This is a genomic window from Thiocystis violacea, assembly GCF_016583565.1.
Taxonomy (GTDB): Bacteria; Pseudomonadota; Gammaproteobacteria; order Chromatiales; family Chromatiaceae; genus Thiorhodococcus; species Thiorhodococcus violaceus_A.
In genome coordinates, this window is sequence record NZ_NRRF01000038.1 from 13,946 (window position 1) to 28,797 (window position 14,852).

Below are 14,852 nucleotides of genomic sequence, written 5' to 3' on the forward strand. Positions count from 1 at the left end.
ACAGGACCGCCCCATGCCGACCACCCGCCACCTGAGCCCCGAGGAGCGCAGCTTCTTCGCCCTGCTCACCGAGACCGTCTACGCCAACCCCTTCGGCACGGACCAGGCGCGTCTGAGCCGACTGCTCGGCCAGGCGGCCCCGGCCAACACCGTCTCCCAGGCCAATCTCTACGACAAACTGATGCCAGCGCTGGAGCAACGGCTCGCGGGCTTGCGCAGTCGCGGCCTGGAGCGGCTCGACCAGCTCGCCGGGGCGGATCAGATGCTGATGCGGCAGGTCTTCCTCTTTCACGGCTATCAGCGCCACTACGCCTACTTCGACGGCCTCATCGAGCACCAACGCCTCGGCCGCGCGAGCGCACCGGACCTCGACTGGCTGCAGGGCCTGCTCGATAGTCTGCTCGGCTACGGCTTCGATCCGAAGGAGTCACGCCGCTGGATCGCGCTCTACTACCAACTGCGACGGGCCTACTACTTCATCGAGCGCGCGCTGGTCGGGCGCAGCGAGCCCATGCGGGCGCTGCGCCGCGCGCTCTGGAACAGCGTCTTCACCACCGACTTGCGCAGCTACACCCTGCTGCTCTGGGAGCGCATGCAGGACTTCTCCACCCTGCTGCTCGGCGAGACCGGCACCGGCAAGGGCTCGGCGGCGGCCGCGATCGGACGCTCCGGCGCCATCCCGCTGGACGCCCAGGGTCAGCGCTTCGCGCGCGGGGTCGAGCAGACCTTCATCGCGACCAACCTCTCGGAGCTGTCCGAGGGGCTGATCGAGTCCGAACTCTTCGGCCATCGCAAGGGCGCCTTCACGGGCGCGGTGGACAATCACGACGGCCTCTTCTCCCGCTGCGACTCCTACGGCACCCTTTTCCTCGACGAGATTGGCGACGTCTCACTGCCCGTGCAGACCAAACTGCTGCGGGTCCTGCAAGAGCGCACCTTCACGCCGGTCGGCAGCCACAAGCCGCAGCGTTTCGAGGGGCGGATCGTCGCGGCGACCAATCGCTCCCTGGACGAGCTGATGAGCGGCAGCGGTTTCCGGCGCGACTTCTTCTACCGCCTCTCGGGCAACATCATTGTCGTTCCGACGCTGCGCGAGCGGCTCGCGGCCAGCGCGGATGAACTCGAGGAACTGGTCGCCGCCCTCCTCGCCCGCATGGTCGGAGAGGCCGCGGACGCCCTGCACGCCCGCATCATGGACGCCCTGTCCGAGCTGCCGAGCGGCTACCCCTGGTCGGGCAACGTGCGCGAGCTGGAGCAGGCGCTGCGCCGCGTCATCCTCAACGGACGCTATGTGCCGGACGCCCTGCCCGGCGGCCCGGAACCGGCCGCGGATCCCTGGCTCGCCGCCGCCGCGGCCGGGTCGCTCGACGCCACGGAACTGCTCGGCGGCTATTGCCGCAGACTCTACGACAGGCTTGGGACCTTCGAGGCGGTCGCGCGCGTCACCGGCCTCGACCGCCGGACGGCGAAGCGCCATATCGAGGGGCGGCAAGAACCCTAGGCCCATCCGCCAATGCGCTGACCCAGGAAGACAGGGATCAGTGGTTCGTAGAATGGGCGCTGCCGGTCTGAGGTTTCAGCGAATTCCGGTGCTGGAGATGCACCGGTCGGATTACACCGGCGAGACCCAGACGCCGACGTCCAGGGTCGCGCCCGGAGGTCCAAGGTAGGCACCGGCGACCGGAGGAACGGAGTCGGGCAGTCGTGCAACCGCCACGGCGATGTGCTTGGGTCCGGCGAGCTCGCCCAGTGTCGGATCCAGCCCCTTCCAGCCCGCGCCGGGCAGATAGACCTCCGCCCAGGCGTGGGTCGAGCCTAAATCCGTGCTCGACGGCGGCACCTGGAGGTAGCCGCTGACGAACCGCGCCGCAAAGCCCAGGTGGCGGGCCGCCTCCATGAAGAGGCAGGCGAAGTCGCGGCAAGAGCCGGTCCCGAGGCTGAGTGTCTGCGCCGGCGTTTGAACGCCCGGCGCTTCACGCGCCTCATACCTGAACCGCTGCTGGATCTGGCTGCTCAGACGCTCCAGCAGGGTGTACGTCTGAAGCGGCTCGCCGGGCTTCCAGATGGTGGCGACCCAGTCGGCCAAGACGCCTGCGTCCCGTGGGCTGTCCATGTAGGGCGCCAGAACGGCCTTGTCGGCGGCTGGATAGACGAAGGGGTAGTTGACCGCGTTCTCATCGACGAGAAAATCCAATGGGGCGGGATTGGACTGCTGGATGACGACCTCGCTCTCGATCAGGAGCTGGCTGGTCGGTGTCGCGAAGGTCGCGATCGCCACCGAGTTGTCCTCCACGTCGCGATGCCAGCGCAGGGTCGCGGACGGGGTGATCGTCAAGGACGAGGATTCGATCCGCAACTCGTGGCTCTCACGCGGGCGCAGCCGCACCGCATGCGGCTCAAGCACCACCTCGGCGGGAAAGTTGTAGTAGGTCCGATGGAGAATTCGATAGCGCTGCATGATTCACCCGCTGCGGCCATGACTGGGGCTGTGCCCCTGACACTGATGGGACGGCGCCGCGGGGACCTTGCCCGGTGGCAACCGGCTCTTGCGTCGGCGTGCGCCGCCCGCGTTCGCCGGTGTCACTGAATGCCCGCGGCCTGTTTGAAATCGACTCACTTGAGATACGACCGCAAGACGCCGAGCACCTGCTCGAGATCCTCGTGCCGTTGCTGCGGTGTTCGCTCCTCCGCGCCTAAGTGCTCGCGTAGATGTCCCTCCAGAACCTGCGCCATCAGACCGTTGACCGCGCCGCGAATGGCGGCGATCTGCTGCAGCACCGCCGAGCAGTCGCTTTCTTGCTCGAGCGCACGCTCCAGGGCGGCGGCCTGCCCCTGAATGCGCCGGACGCGTGCGAGCAGGGGCTTCTTCTCTTCGACGGTATGGGGCATGGGCGGTTTTCTTGCTGCAAATAGGGTACAGGGGTAGAGTATAAAGCGGGATCGACGCAGAGGTCTTCCATGATGCGAAACACCGCCTCGCTTGAGAACTGGCAGCACAGCCATGTCTTCGATGAAGGCAATCCGCTCGCCGAGCGCAACACGCGCTGGGTGGTGTGGCTGACGGCCACCATGATGGTAGCGGAGATCGCGGGCGGCTGGATCTTCAACTCCATGGCGCTGCTCGCCGATGGCTGGCACATGAGCTCACACGCGCTCGCGCTCGGACTCTCGGTGGTTGCCTATGCCGCCGCGCGGCGCTTTGCCCATGACCCCCGCTTCGCCTTCGGCACCTGGAAGATCGAGATCCTTGGTGGCTACACCAGCGCGGTCTTCCTCGTTGCGGTCGCGGCGCTCATGGTCTTTCAGTCCGCCGAGCGGCTGCTTGCCCCGACGCCCATTCAGTACAACCAAGCCATCGCCATCGCCGCGCTGGGTCTTGTGGTCAACCTGGTCTGTGCCTGGCTGCTCAAGGACGGACACGGCCATCATCATGACCATCATGGCGGTCATGCGCATCACCACCACCACGACCTGAACCTGCGCTCGGCCTATCTGCACGTGCTCGCGGACGCCGCGACCTCCCTCTTCGCCATCGTCGCCCTGTTCGGCGGCAAGCTCTGGGGCGCGGCCTGGCTCGATCCGGTCATGGGACTCGTGGGCGCCACCCTGGTGTCCGTTTGGGCCTACGGCCTGCTGCGCGACACCGGCCGCGTCCTTATCGACGCCGAGATGGATCGCCCTGTCGTGGCGGAGGTCCGCGAAGTGGTCGCCGAGCTGCCGGTCGCGGCCGAGATCGCCGATCTGCACCTGTGGCGGGTCGGCAAGGACAAGTACGCCTGCATCCTGTCACTCGTCGTGACGGAGCCCCTCGAACCGGATGCCGTCCGTCAAGCACTCAGCGTTCACGAAGAGCTGGTCCACGTCACCGTGGAAGTCAATCGCCGCCGCAACGCGCGGGCCCTAGCGGCCTGAGAGACGTTGGGACGGGCTCCGGCCGAGCATCCAGACGCGGAAGATGGACAATTCCTTACGGTCGACCAATAGCAGTCATTCGCCCGAAGGCTCCAGCAACGGCTCAACACCAAGAGCGGTCAGCCGAGCGCAAACGCACTCCGCGGGGCCAACTTATGGTGTGCTTTCACCTGGCCGTTCTGCAAAATGCAACAAGACCCCTGCCGGATCCCATACGTGTGTTATGAGCAACCCCCACGGCTTCAAATCCGGTGCAGCCACTTTTGTTCCAGGGAATTTCTCAGCTAACCCAACGTTCAAGAAATGTTCGTACCACTCCTGGGCCGAATTGACCATGAAATGAAGCATTAGGCTATGGGCGTAGTTATTATGATTTCTGGGTAAAAGGAGAAATCGATAGCCAAACATCGTATCGACTTCGCAAACTGCGCCGTCATCCCAGTTGATCGCGAATCCCATGCACTCGTAGAACGCTTTCGAGACAGCGTAATCATTCGACGGCACGAACGGCTTGAAGTCATCGATTTTGCGCATGGCAAATCTTCTCTTGACAGATAACGACGGAGCTCACGCGCGGCCAACTCAGAGCGTCCCTTGACCAGAAATGACCGCAGCGGCCTTGGTCATGCGTTCGAAGGGTGGACGAGCGAGAGCGAAATTCACCGAATCCCGCCCATCTATCTCTTGCCGATTGCCAATTAGTGACTCACAGACCCTGAAATATAATCCCTCAATGTGTAGCGAGTATTTCCGCTCCAATGCTGCATTGCAACATGCTGTCTGGCTCGAAGAGAAAATTTTAGTGAATTTATCCCATCTTCATAGAAGTGAGAAGGAAATCTTTCCACCATAGGTAACAATTCTTCTTCGTTTAAAATTTTGTCAAGTGTTTTCCCCTGAGCAAGATCAGCCTTCAATTTATTGATCTTTTCTTCGGGCTCGATTATCACTTCCTTATCGAAAAACTCAGAAAAGTCCGTTAAATTCTCTTCGGGCGAAAACAACCTATTGACGATACTAATATCCTCAATTTCAGCCATATATCTTTTTATGTGCGTATCAAAGAATGGGATGCCTTCTATGGCTCTCTCAATCGATCGTATTTCCAAGTACATTTCGCTGGGCTTTTTAGAAAAAAAGGAACCTATAACAACAGGTCTATATTGCGATGGAATAGATGAGTATGGTTTCTTAAAAGTTAGCTTTTTGGATTCTTTCTGATAAAGCCATACATATCTGTCGCGATCGGAATCAAAATCGATACATTTTAGCTTTGAAAATACTCGCCTTACAGCCTCTTTGTCTTTAATTCTATAGTATATTCTAACCGGCTGAACAATTTCTCCTGTTACCGTTCCAAGCAATTGCCTTTTTTCGTTTGAAGTGTCGCCTTTTACAATTTGCATTTCTTACCTACTGACTATAACGACCAAGACCAATACGCCCTGTGCAAGGCAAGGCGTTTGAAGTAAACCACCACGCAGGGCGTGCGGAGGCGGCTTGAGCGACTTTTTAGAGGCTACTCTCAAATTCAATAATCTCAAGAATCACCCGTTCTAGTCTCTTATTCGATAGGCTTCGTGACTCGCATCTTGCCGAAGAACCTGTTTTATCCAGCGAGGCGTTGAAAAAATCGATTATCTTCCTTTTACTCCATCGCTTTAGGACGGTCAGCGGGCTAATTATTTCGTCTTCAGGAAAAAACTTCCAACCTTCACCGCTGGAATCAATGACGATGTACGACTCCTTATTTGAAAATAATACTTTTTTATCGATTTTTTCAAATCTTCTCTCGTTTCTGACGCCTGCGACTCTACCATCTGTCTCGATCAGCAACGGATACTTCGGTTTTCGAAATAGATATCTAACCATGATGGTTTTTGAGATGCTCTTTTCGTTCATTTTGGAATACTGCCGTGTAGCGCAGTCACTTCTGATCTTCCCTTCTCATTATGCAGCTTGATCTGCCGCAGTATCTTCGGTCTTATCTTTTAATTTCTGCTGAAACTCTAAGCGCTTCATTTCCAGCTCATTTTTTTCTCCTGCAAGCCATACTCATTATTAAGCCTCTCCCTCTCAAGCCTGTGATCTGAAACAAATCGGCTTTCTTCCAATTTATTTTACAATTTAACTTTTTTGATTTTAAAATCCAATACTTCAATCGCGCTCTCAGCTTTGGTAACTTACATCATTTTTCGAATCGATGATGCAATTTAAACAATCCGAAGTTGATCAAAGGATATATCGCCGCATAGAAAATAGCGACTAAAGCGGGAAGCAAAAAGCCGCGTGATAAACTAGCGAAAGAATCGGTTTTCGTGATTTTTTACTCTATAGTGCTATCACTTAAAGCCAGTATTAATATTATTTTCCATTTAAATATTATCCATGCGATACCAAACGAAGATAGCAGCGGGCTCTTCATTCTTTCGATAATTACTTCCTTGGAACTTGTGAATATATCGTTGAGTCCTCTAATCACTCTGGCGCACCTTAAGGAGAGGGGCAATTGGAGGCTGATCGTTGAGAGTTCTGCTGTCAGTCTATGCAACTCGTGATATCGGCCAGCGTCGGCCGTCCCGGAGACTGCGGACTACGGCCGATATGGGTCGTCTGCACTCGCTTGGGCTCTATGTTGCGAGCCGAGTAGCAGCTCACCGCTTTTATGTGAAGGTCTCAACGATGTGATGCTCGGAGAACCGGGTGGCGGGCCTGCATAGAGGAACTCGGGACCATGGTCACCCTAGCTCTGGTTTCGGGCCGGCAGCTTAGCATAGGCGGCGCGAACGCCCACCTCGACCGCTCCTTGGCTGGACCATCCGATCAGATGCTGGGTCTCTGTCGTGGGGTCGTTGACGTCGGCGATCGCGCGGCCATGCCGGCGTTTGGCCGAGCCCTGAGTGAAATGAGGGCGTCTCGCGGTCAGCCGTCGCAGTGGTTGCTGCTACCATGAGGGCGCTGGAGCGGCCGCATTCCGCAAGCTCCGCGCCGACAGCAGAGGCTCGGATGCCTTCGCGGAGATCCGGCGGTTGGGAAAGAACACGCCAGCGCCGGATGGCTCGCTGGCGCGACGGGGGCACTGCTCCCGCCGACCACGCGATTGGACCGAATCATAATGGAGGCCCGTTCGCGCAAAGGGGCTTTCCGGCTTTGCGCCCGATTTACGGATGTCGACCATGCGACCACGATCCTTATTGCTCTGGCTTGGCCTGTTGCTCGCCCCGCTGACGCTCAACGCCGCGCAAGCCTCCGACGTCATGACCATTGCGACCCGTGATGTGCCGCCATTTGCGATGAAGGACGAGAGCGGCAATTGGCAAGGCATCAGTATCGAGCTTTGGCGCACCCTGGCCACCAAGCTTGACTTGGAATATCGCTTCCGCGAGATGGGCCTCAAGGCGATGCTGGATGCCGTGGAACACCAGGAAGTCGATGCCGCCGTCGCGGGGCTGACGATTACCAGCGCGCGCGAGCGGCGGATGGACTTCACGCACCCCTTCCTGAGTTCAGGCTTGGGGATCGCGGTGCGCATCGATGGCGGCGGCGGTTGGCTGACTGTCAGCCAGCGCCTGTTCTCGGTCCCGTTTCTCCAGGTCATCGCCAGTCTACTGGGGCTGCTGTTACTGGTCGGGATGCTGGTCTGGCTTTTCGAGCGGCGCCATAACGCCCAGTTCGGCGGCACACCCACCAAGGGCATCGGTGCCGGTCTCTGGTGGTCCGCCGTCACCATGACGACCGTGGGCTACGGCGATAAGGCCCCTCAGAGTCTGGGTGGAAGGCTGGTGGCCATGGTCTGGATGTTCGCCGGCATCCTCATCGTCTCCTCCTTTACCGCCGCCATCACCACAGCGCTCACCGTCGGTGAGCTCGGCGGCAAGGTGCGGGGTAAGGACGACCTGCCGCGCGCCCGGATCGCCACCGTTGCCGACACGACCAGCGCGCAGTACCTCACGGATGCCCGGCTCAAGTTCCACGCCAAGCCCAGCCTGGAGGATGCCTTGGATGCCCTGGCTGGAGGGACGGTGGATGCCGTGGTCTACGACAAGCCCATTCTGAGCTACCAGATCCATCGGCAGTTCGATGACCGGCTCAGAATGCTGTCCGTGCGCTTCGAACGCCAGGATTACGGGATCGCGCTGCCCTCCGGAAGCGCTCTTCGCGAGAAGCTCAACCAAGCGCTCCTGGAGAGCCTGCATGATCCAGCGTGGGATGAATTGCTGTTCCGCTACCTGGGAGCGACTGACTGATCCGCGCGAAGATCGCTAGCGATGGGTGCGACCATCGGTGATGCACGCCGGCCCGCTTCGCTCGATTGGGCCGAATCCATTCGCATGACCGCCGAGCGGCGCATCGGCCAGCTCCGGCTGAGAGGGCCGCCGCCATCGCCCACCTCGCCGACGGCTTCCCCTTCTATATCCACCATATCGTCAAAGCCTTGAAGTACGCCGCCGGTGCCGCGCCAGCGGGGGCCGTCGCCGTCTCCATCAATGAGCTGCTGGCCGAAGGCCGGGCGGCCGGCACCCTGGATGACCGCGAGCGCCTCATCGACCTGCTCCGACTCATGGAGCAGGATCAGGATCTGGCGCCCGATGCCAATGGCGACTACCGCTTCCGCTTCCCGCTGCTGCAGCGCTGGTGGCGGTTGGCCCGTGGACTCTGAGGACACACCGAAGCCGCCCGCCATGCAGGAGCGCGCCTTCCTGTCCGTCTTCACCCCTAGTCGCACGCCGCCGGAGGATTTAGAGGCCATCACGGTGCAGCGGCAGGCGCTGATCGAGGATGCCGTCGAGCGCGTGTGCGAGAGCGCCACCACGGGCAACAAGCACCACCTCCTCTTCGTCGGGCCGCGCGGCACCGGCAAGACCCATCTGGTCGCGCTGCTGGTGCACCGGCTGGGACAGGACCGGACCCTGGATGAGCGGCTGCGCATCGCCTGGCTCAACGAGGACGCGACCAGCACCAGCCTGCTGGAGCTGCTGCGCCGCGTCTATGCGGCACTGAGCAGGCGCTATCCCGACGAATTCACGCCCGAAGCGCTGGAGCCCCTGTTCGACCTGACGGCGGAGGACGCCGAGAACGCGCTCGCCCAACGCCTGCTCACGAACCTGCGGGATCGCACCCTGTTGGTCGTGGTGGAGGACCTCGACGCGCTCTTCGAGGGTCAGGGCCAGGCCGGTCAACAGACACTGCGGGCCTTCATCCAGGAGCACCCGGTACTCTCACTGGTAGCCACCGCCCAGCGTCTGGTGGACGCGATCGCCAGGCGCCAGAGCGCCTTTTTCGGCTTCCTCCAGACCGAGCACCTCAAACCCCTGCCCCGCTCGCGGCGTGTGTCGATTCTCCTCTCGCGCTGGCCGCGCTCCATGTCGCAGCCGGGCGCCGGGAGGCCGCGATGAGCGCGTTAAGAGATGGCTTGCGGGATGACGGCAATGCCGTGCCAACCGATCGAGGCGACTCCAGGGACATCATCGGCGCCTTCTTTGACAGCACCCCGCAACCGCGGATCAGGCGCGCGCGTACCTGCGATCTGTTCCAGGTCTACCGCGATGCCGACGCCATCGCCCACCTCGGCGAGGCGCTCACGCGCCATCTGGGCAGTCTCCATGGCGCCGCGGCCGACCTGCCCTGCCCCGACAACCTGCAGACCTGGGCCGCCGCCTGGGACGAGGCGGGCAAGGACGGCGCCGCCTTCCGTCTGCCGCTGCGCCTCTTGCGCACCGGCATCGACTTCCTCAAGGCCGGCGGCACAGATCCGGGCATCCTGCCGGATCTGAATCAGGAGGAGCACAGGCTCTTGGAGCAGGTGTTCGAGCTGGAGCCCTCCGCCGATGCGTGGATAGCAAGATAGAGCGGTCCTCGCTGTCGGGTCACTGGCGTCCATCTTCGCCTCCAGCGTCTTGAACTCGTCCAAGCGCCGTCTTCCGCGGATTTCGTGATAGGCCCCTCAGATTGTCGACCCTTGATGCCCCAGCTTAGGTGGCTATCTGGCCGCGCTCCGCGCGCGGCGGCTATACTCGGCCTCGCCCTGTCATGCCCTATGGCGTGTCTATCTTGGCTCGATGTTTTTGGTCCGCTCAGAGAGGCTGTCGGCGGTGACACGGGGGTGATGCGTTGAAGGGACAGCTAGGCACGACCAGGAGGTGCTTCATGCCGATTCAAGTCCGAGATGGCCGTGACCGGTCTTCTCGCCATGCGGAGTCATGCTTTTGACTCAGCCATCCGGAAGACGCCCGCAGGTGCTCAAGGGGGTGATGCTGCTGTTGGCCAGCGCGATGGTTGGCCCAGCGAGCGCCATGGATTTCTCGCTGAGCGGCTTCGGCACCCTGGGTGCGGCGCGATCGACGGATGAGTCAGCGCAATTCGTCCGTGATCTCTCACATCCGGATGGACTGACGGAGCAGTGGAGCCTCAACACCGACTCGGTGCTGGGCCTCCAAGCCGACCTGAATATCCGACCGGAATGGAGCGCCGCGCTGCAAGCGGTCTCGCACTACCGCCCGGACGGCGGGTACGAGCCCGAGATCACCTGGGCCTTCCTCGGCTTCGATCCCAATCCCTCTTGGAGTCTGCGCGCGGGACGATTGGGGATCGAGTTCTACATGCTCGCCGACTCTCGCCTGGTTGGCTATTCCTACCTGACGGTCAGACCTCCGATCGACTACTACGGCACGCTGCCCTTCAGCTACGTGGATGGCATGGACGTCTCGGCCACGCGACCCCTTGCCGGCGGCCTGTTCCGAGCCAAGCTGTTCGGGGGTGTCAGCCGCGAGCAGACACCCTGGGATCAGTGGCAATTCAACATGAGCGGGTCGCTGCTGGTCGGCGGTTACCTGGACTATCAGAAAGGACCCTGGCAGGTCCGACTCGGGCAATCCAGCGTGCGCTTCGCCAATGACCTGCCCATCGAGGACTTCTACGCGGCCCTGCCCGAGGCCACTGCCGATGAGCTGCGTGTCAAGGATCACTGGTCGCATTTCAGCTCGCTCGGAATCGTCTACGACGCCGGTCCCCTGCAGACGCAGTTGATGTTGAGTAAAACCTTCAACGAACACGGAACCTTCGAGGACACCTGGTCGGGCTATCTGGTTCTGGGCTACCGCGTGCAGGACTGGACGCCCTTCGTCGGGGTCTCCGCCGCCAAGTCGGCACCCGCCAACCTTCAGTACGCCATCCCTGGCTACACGGACACCTATCAAGCCAATTTCCACACCGATCAGCGAACCTATTTCCTGGGCACCCGTTGGGACTTCCGCCCAGGAATGGCACTCAAGGCTCAGGTGGACGTCATCCGTGGAGATCCAAGCTCGACCTTTCTCTATCGCTGGGAGAACGAGGAATGGGATGGATCCATGACGGTCTTCAGTCTTTCTTGGAACTTCGTCTTCTAGCGCCGGCCATGCGTATGGACGGATCTCTCCGAGCACTGATTGCCGCCCTGCTCCTGCTGGTGGCCTTGCAGTCTTATGCCGATGGTCCAGTGGTGGTGGTCATGAGCACGGCCAGCGGCGTGGATCGACTCACGCGCGAGGAGGTGGTGAACATCTTTCTCGGGCGCTTCCGCCAGCTACCCAACGGTCAATCGGCACTTCCGGTCGATCAACCGACGGATCAGGGGCTCTTCAGCGACTTCTACGTTCAATTGGTCGACAAGACGCCAGCCGAGATCCGCTCCTACTGGTCACGCCTGCGCTTCTCGGGCAAGACCGCGCCGCCCGAGCAGGCGACCTCCGAGCAAGACATGCTGCAGTTCTTGGCCAGCAATCCGGGCAGCCTGGGCTATGTGCGAGCGGGCCGGCAGACGCCCCTCGTCAAAGTCGTCTTCAAGCTGGGCGACTGAGCGGGGACTCGCATGCAGCCTCACTGGCATCAGAGCATCCTTTTTCGCACCGGCCTGGTCTTGACCCTGGTGTCACTGGTGACCGGTGCACTCAGCGTCGGCATCACGCTCGGCTACAACCAGATGCGCGCGCAAGAGGACTCCACCCGTCGGCTCTGGCAGCTGCTGGACACCGTCGAGGATACCGCGAGCGTGGCCTGCTTCACCGACGACGAGGTACTGGCCTCAGAGCTGGCCTCGGGTCTCTTGAAGAGTTCCGAGGTGCTGGGCGTGGTCATCCAAGGCGGCGATCGAGAACTCGCCGGCCAACACCGCGATCCGGGTGCTGGGGAGACCGGCGCGGACAGCGAACCGCTCGCTCGTGACGTCTTTTCGCCCTTCGATCCGAAGGAGCGGGTCGGGCGCATCCTGCTCACGCCGAACCTCGCCGTGATCCGCGACGCAATGCGGCGAGAAACCTGGGTCGCCATGCTGCAGACGGGGCTGCAGTTGCTCCTGATCGTGCTGGCGATGACGGCGGCGATGCTGCTGCAGATCGTGCGGCCCATCAAGTCGATCTCGGACAGCCTCCACCAGATGGATCCGGCGCAAGGCGAGCGTCTGCCACTGCCCGCGGGCCGCCAGGAATCGGAGATCGGCGTCCTGGTCGCCGACGTCAACCTCATGGCCGACCGTCTGGTGAAGACGCTCGACGAGGAGCGCGCGCTGCGGATCCAGCGCGAGATCGACGAGCGCCGCTATCACGCCATTGTGCAGAATGCCGAAACCGGCATCTTCATCATCGACAACCTGGGCACCATCACCTCTTGGAACCCCGCGTTCGCGCGGCTGATGCGGGTCCCGCCGCACGCCGAGCAGACGTCAACGCCGCTCTCGCTGCTGAGTCTTGGATGGAAAGAGCCCGCACGCCTCGGGGAGCTGCTGCTGCGTTGCATGAGCGATCATGCGAGCACCTCGGCCGACCTGGAGCTGGGTGCGCCCGAGGGAGCGAGTCGGTGGCTCTGCATGGTCCTCACACCCATCGCCGATCAATCCATTCAGGGCGTGGTCTACGATGTCACTCAACATATGGAGGCAGAGCGTTCGGCTCGGCGACTCGCCGTCACAGACAGCCTCACCGGCCTCGCCAATCAGCTCGGCTTGGAGCAGCGGCTGACTGAGATGGTTCAGGCGTGCGACTTCAAGCAGAGCAGAGGCTTCGCGCTCGCCCTCGTCAGTCTTGGTGATTTCAAGCGCTTCCTCGAGGGGTTCGGTCCGACGGCCGGGGAAGAGATTCTCCGCGAGGCGACGGCGCGTCTGTCCACCTGCGTCAAAGGGAGCGACACCATCGCAAGGCCTGGAGCCGATCAGTTCGCACTTGTGCTCGGCGACCTCGACCGTGACCTGGACGCCGAGCGCGTCGCCGAGCGTGTCCTGCGCGAGCTCCAGCGCCACTACTTCGTCTCGGGCTCGCCGGTGCGACTGCGGATCAACATCGGGATCGCCTTCTACCCGCACGATGTCGAGAGTGACATCCAAGGGCTCATGCGACACGCCAATCTTGCCCTGTCCCACGCCCAAGGCTCGGCGGGGAACAGCATCCGCTTCTTCGATCCAACCTTGGCCAAGCTGGCCGAGGAGCGCCGCAGCCTGGAGCTGGATCTAAGACGCGCGGTGCCGGAGGAACAGTTCGCCCTCTTCCTCCAGCCCATCATCGACCTGGAACGCAACTGTCTGGCCGGGGCCGAGGCGCTGATCCGCTGGCAGCATCCGGATCGTGGCCTGGTGCCGCCGGACGCCTTCATTCCACTGGCCGAGGAGACGGGCCTCATCAACGAGATCGGGCTTTGGGTCCTGGAGACGGCGTGCCGGACCCTTGCCGACTGGAAACGGCAGGGCCTCCCCTATCGACTCTCAGTGAACGTGTCTGGCTCCCAGATACCCGAAGGCCTCCCGCCGCGTGTGCTGCTCGATCAGGTCAGCCGGTTGGACATCTCCCCCAGCCAGCTTGCCCTGGAGATCACCGAGGGCGTTCTCCTCAGTGATGTCGGGAGCGCCCAGACCTGGCTTAAGACCCTACGAGAAGCGGGGTTCCCGATCTACTTGGACGACTTCGGCACTGGCTATTCATCGCTGTCCTACCTCAAGCGGTTCTCGGTCGACACGCTCAAAGTGGACAAGAGCTTCATCCGCGATATCGCCACGGACCCGGGCGACCAAGCGCTGGTGACCGCGGTCGTGGCCATGGCGCGCAGCTTCGGGATGGATGTGGTCGCGGAGGGCGTCGAGCAGGCCGAGCACATCGGTCTGCTGAGAAGCATCGGCTGCCGCTACGCTCAGGGCTATTACTTTTCACGCCCAGTCCCCATCGAATCCTTCCTGGAAGTCAGCGAGCGGATCCCTGAATTGCTGCGCGCGACGCGCGATATCTGATCTGGAGACCACGCCGATTTCGGATCGGCCAGCACAGGCATGGCCAACGAGGGAAAAGACATGTCCGCGTGGGTGGCCATTCCGAACACCGCCATCCGCCGCATGGACGAGCTCGGGCTCGACAGGGTGGCCGCCGAGATCGCGTCTCACCGACCCAGCGCGGCCGCGGTGTTACCTTGGATCTGTCTTTGTCGCGAATGCGACAGGCCGCCATCGTAGCCGGTCGGCTCTTTCGCTAAGCCATTGAAAAAATTCGCTGCTGTTTCTGGCTCATCCTTTGCTTTCGATCGTGCAAGCACAACAGCAACGCAGATCGATCGCATGGCGCCAATCCACACTGCCAAACCGATCGCGCTGACAGGAGCCGTCCTTGGCTTAGACAACTTGGTCTTAGACAACTTGGTATTTTCTGGTCACGAAGCTCCAGCTTCGTCACCAGGCTCAATCAGGACGTAGAAGATGGACAGTTCCTTAGACAACTTGGTCTTAGACAACTTGCGCGCGGACGTCTTCGCTGGCAAGCATGCCTGTCGCGACACGGGCGAGCGCTGTCTAACCCGTGGCCGCGCATCGAGCGAGATCGCCCGACCGCGAGCCGCTCTCGACGAGAGCGAAGATTGGTTCGCCGTGCATGCCGCGACCATGGACAGCGCCCTGGCCGCGCATCTGAAGACGAACCCGGGCGCCTGAG

General features: G+C 61.5%; 15 protein-coding genes. 10 read left to right on the forward strand and 5 right to left on the reverse strand.

The features are described from left to right. Window positions 1-13 precede the first annotated feature (13 nt). Window positions 14-1,501 carry a sigma-54-dependent transcriptional regulator gene (locus tag CKO23_RS15175; RefSeq protein WP_200332668.1) on the forward strand — a complete coding sequence of 496 codons (1,488 nt, stop codon included), beginning with the start codon at window positions 14-16 and terminating at the stop codon, window positions 1,499-1,501. A gap of 111 nt (window positions 1,502-1,612) precedes the next feature. Here CKO23_RS15175 and CKO23_RS15180 read toward each other — a convergent pair whose 3' ends face one another. Continuing rightward, window positions 1,613-2,458: a transglutaminase family protein gene (locus CKO23_RS15180; RefSeq protein ID WP_200332669.1), complete on the reverse strand. Its 846-nt coding sequence runs from the start codon at window positions 2,456-2,458 to the stop codon at window positions 1,613-1,615. Window positions 2,459-2,613: 155 nt separating this feature from the next. Then, window positions 2,614-2,889: a metal/formaldehyde-sensitive transcriptional repressor gene (locus CKO23_RS15185; protein ID WP_200332670.1), complete on the reverse strand. Its 276-nt coding sequence runs from the start codon at window positions 2,887-2,889 to the stop codon at window positions 2,614-2,616. A 69-nt stretch (window positions 2,890-2,958) separates the two neighbouring features. Here CKO23_RS15185 and dmeF point away from each other — a divergent pair, with 69 nt between their 5' ends. Then, complete coding sequence (dmeF, locus tag CKO23_RS15190) at window positions 2,959-3,912, forward strand: CDF family Co(II)/Ni(II) efflux transporter DmeF (RefSeq protein WP_274600222.1); 954 nt, start codon at window positions 2,959-2,961, stop codon at window positions 3,910-3,912. Window positions 3,913-4,065: 153 nt separating this feature from the next. Here the strand turns inward: dmeF and CKO23_RS15195 are convergent, their stop codons facing one another. The 3 genes from CKO23_RS15195 to CKO23_RS15205 form a co-directional block, all read right to left on the reverse strand. After that, window positions 4,066-4,446, reverse strand: coding sequence for a hypothetical protein (locus CKO23_RS15195; RefSeq protein WP_200332671.1), 381 nt, complete (start codon window positions 4,444-4,446; stop codon window positions 4,066-4,068). A gap of 164 nt (window positions 4,447-4,610) precedes the next feature. Beyond that, window positions 4,611-5,318, reverse strand: coding sequence for a hypothetical protein (locus CKO23_RS15200; protein ID WP_200332672.1), 708 nt, complete (start codon window positions 5,316-5,318; stop codon window positions 4,611-4,613). 106 nt (window positions 5,319-5,424) lie between these two features. After that, the gene (locus tag CKO23_RS15205; protein ID WP_200332673.1) at window positions 5,425-5,814 is read right to left on the reverse strand and encodes a hypothetical protein; all 390 of its coding nucleotides are present in this window, start codon (window positions 5,812-5,814) and stop codon (window positions 5,425-5,427) included. 1,274 nt (window positions 5,815-7,088) lie between these two features. Here CKO23_RS15205 and CKO23_RS15210 point away from each other — a divergent pair. The 8 genes from CKO23_RS15210 to CKO23_RS15240 all read left to right on the forward strand — a co-directional run bounded on the left by CKO23_RS15210 (window position 7,089) and on the right by CKO23_RS15240 (window position 14,851). After that, the gene (locus CKO23_RS15210; RefSeq protein WP_274600223.1) at window positions 7,089-8,159 is read left to right on the forward strand and encodes a transporter substrate-binding domain-containing protein; all 1,071 of its coding nucleotides are present in this window, start codon (window positions 7,089-7,091) and stop codon (window positions 8,157-8,159) included. A gap of 65 nt (window positions 8,160-8,224) precedes the next feature. Continuing rightward, the gene (locus CKO23_RS15215) at window positions 8,225-8,572 is read left to right on the forward strand and encodes a hypothetical protein (RefSeq protein WP_242482466.1); all 348 of its coding nucleotides are present in this window, start codon (window positions 8,225-8,227) and stop codon (window positions 8,570-8,572) included. After that, window positions 8,562-9,308, forward strand: a complete 747-nt coding sequence (locus CKO23_RS25685; protein WP_346014614.1) for an ATP-binding protein — start codon at window positions 8,562-8,564, stop codon at window positions 9,306-9,308. Before CKO23_RS15215 ends, CKO23_RS25685 begins: the two co-directional genes overlap by 11 nt. After that, window positions 9,305-9,760: a hypothetical protein gene (locus tag CKO23_RS25690; protein WP_242482467.1), complete on the forward strand. Its 456-nt coding sequence runs from the start codon at window positions 9,305-9,307 to the stop codon at window positions 9,758-9,760. Before CKO23_RS25685 ends, CKO23_RS25690 begins: the two co-directional genes overlap by 4 nt. A gap of 358 nt (window positions 9,761-10,118) precedes the next feature. Continuing rightward, complete coding sequence (locus CKO23_RS15225) at window positions 10,119-11,300, forward strand: hypothetical protein (RefSeq protein ID WP_200332674.1); 1,182 nt, start codon at window positions 10,119-10,121, stop codon at window positions 11,298-11,300. Window positions 11,301-11,314: 14 nt separating this feature from the next. Next, a complete protein-coding gene (locus CKO23_RS15230; RefSeq protein WP_200332675.1) occupies window positions 11,315-11,749 on the forward strand; it encodes a hypothetical protein in 435 nt (144 codons plus the stop codon). 12 nt (window positions 11,750-11,761) lie between these two features. Continuing rightward, window positions 11,762-14,161, forward strand: a complete 2,400-nt coding sequence (locus tag CKO23_RS15235; protein WP_200332676.1) for an EAL domain-containing protein — start codon at window positions 11,762-11,764, stop codon at window positions 14,159-14,161. Window positions 14,162-14,620: 459 nt separating this feature from the next. After that, window positions 14,621-14,851, forward strand: a complete 231-nt coding sequence (locus tag CKO23_RS15240) for a hypothetical protein (protein WP_200332699.1) — start codon at window positions 14,621-14,623, stop codon at window positions 14,849-14,851. The last annotated feature ends 1 nt before the right edge of the window (window position 14,852 follow it).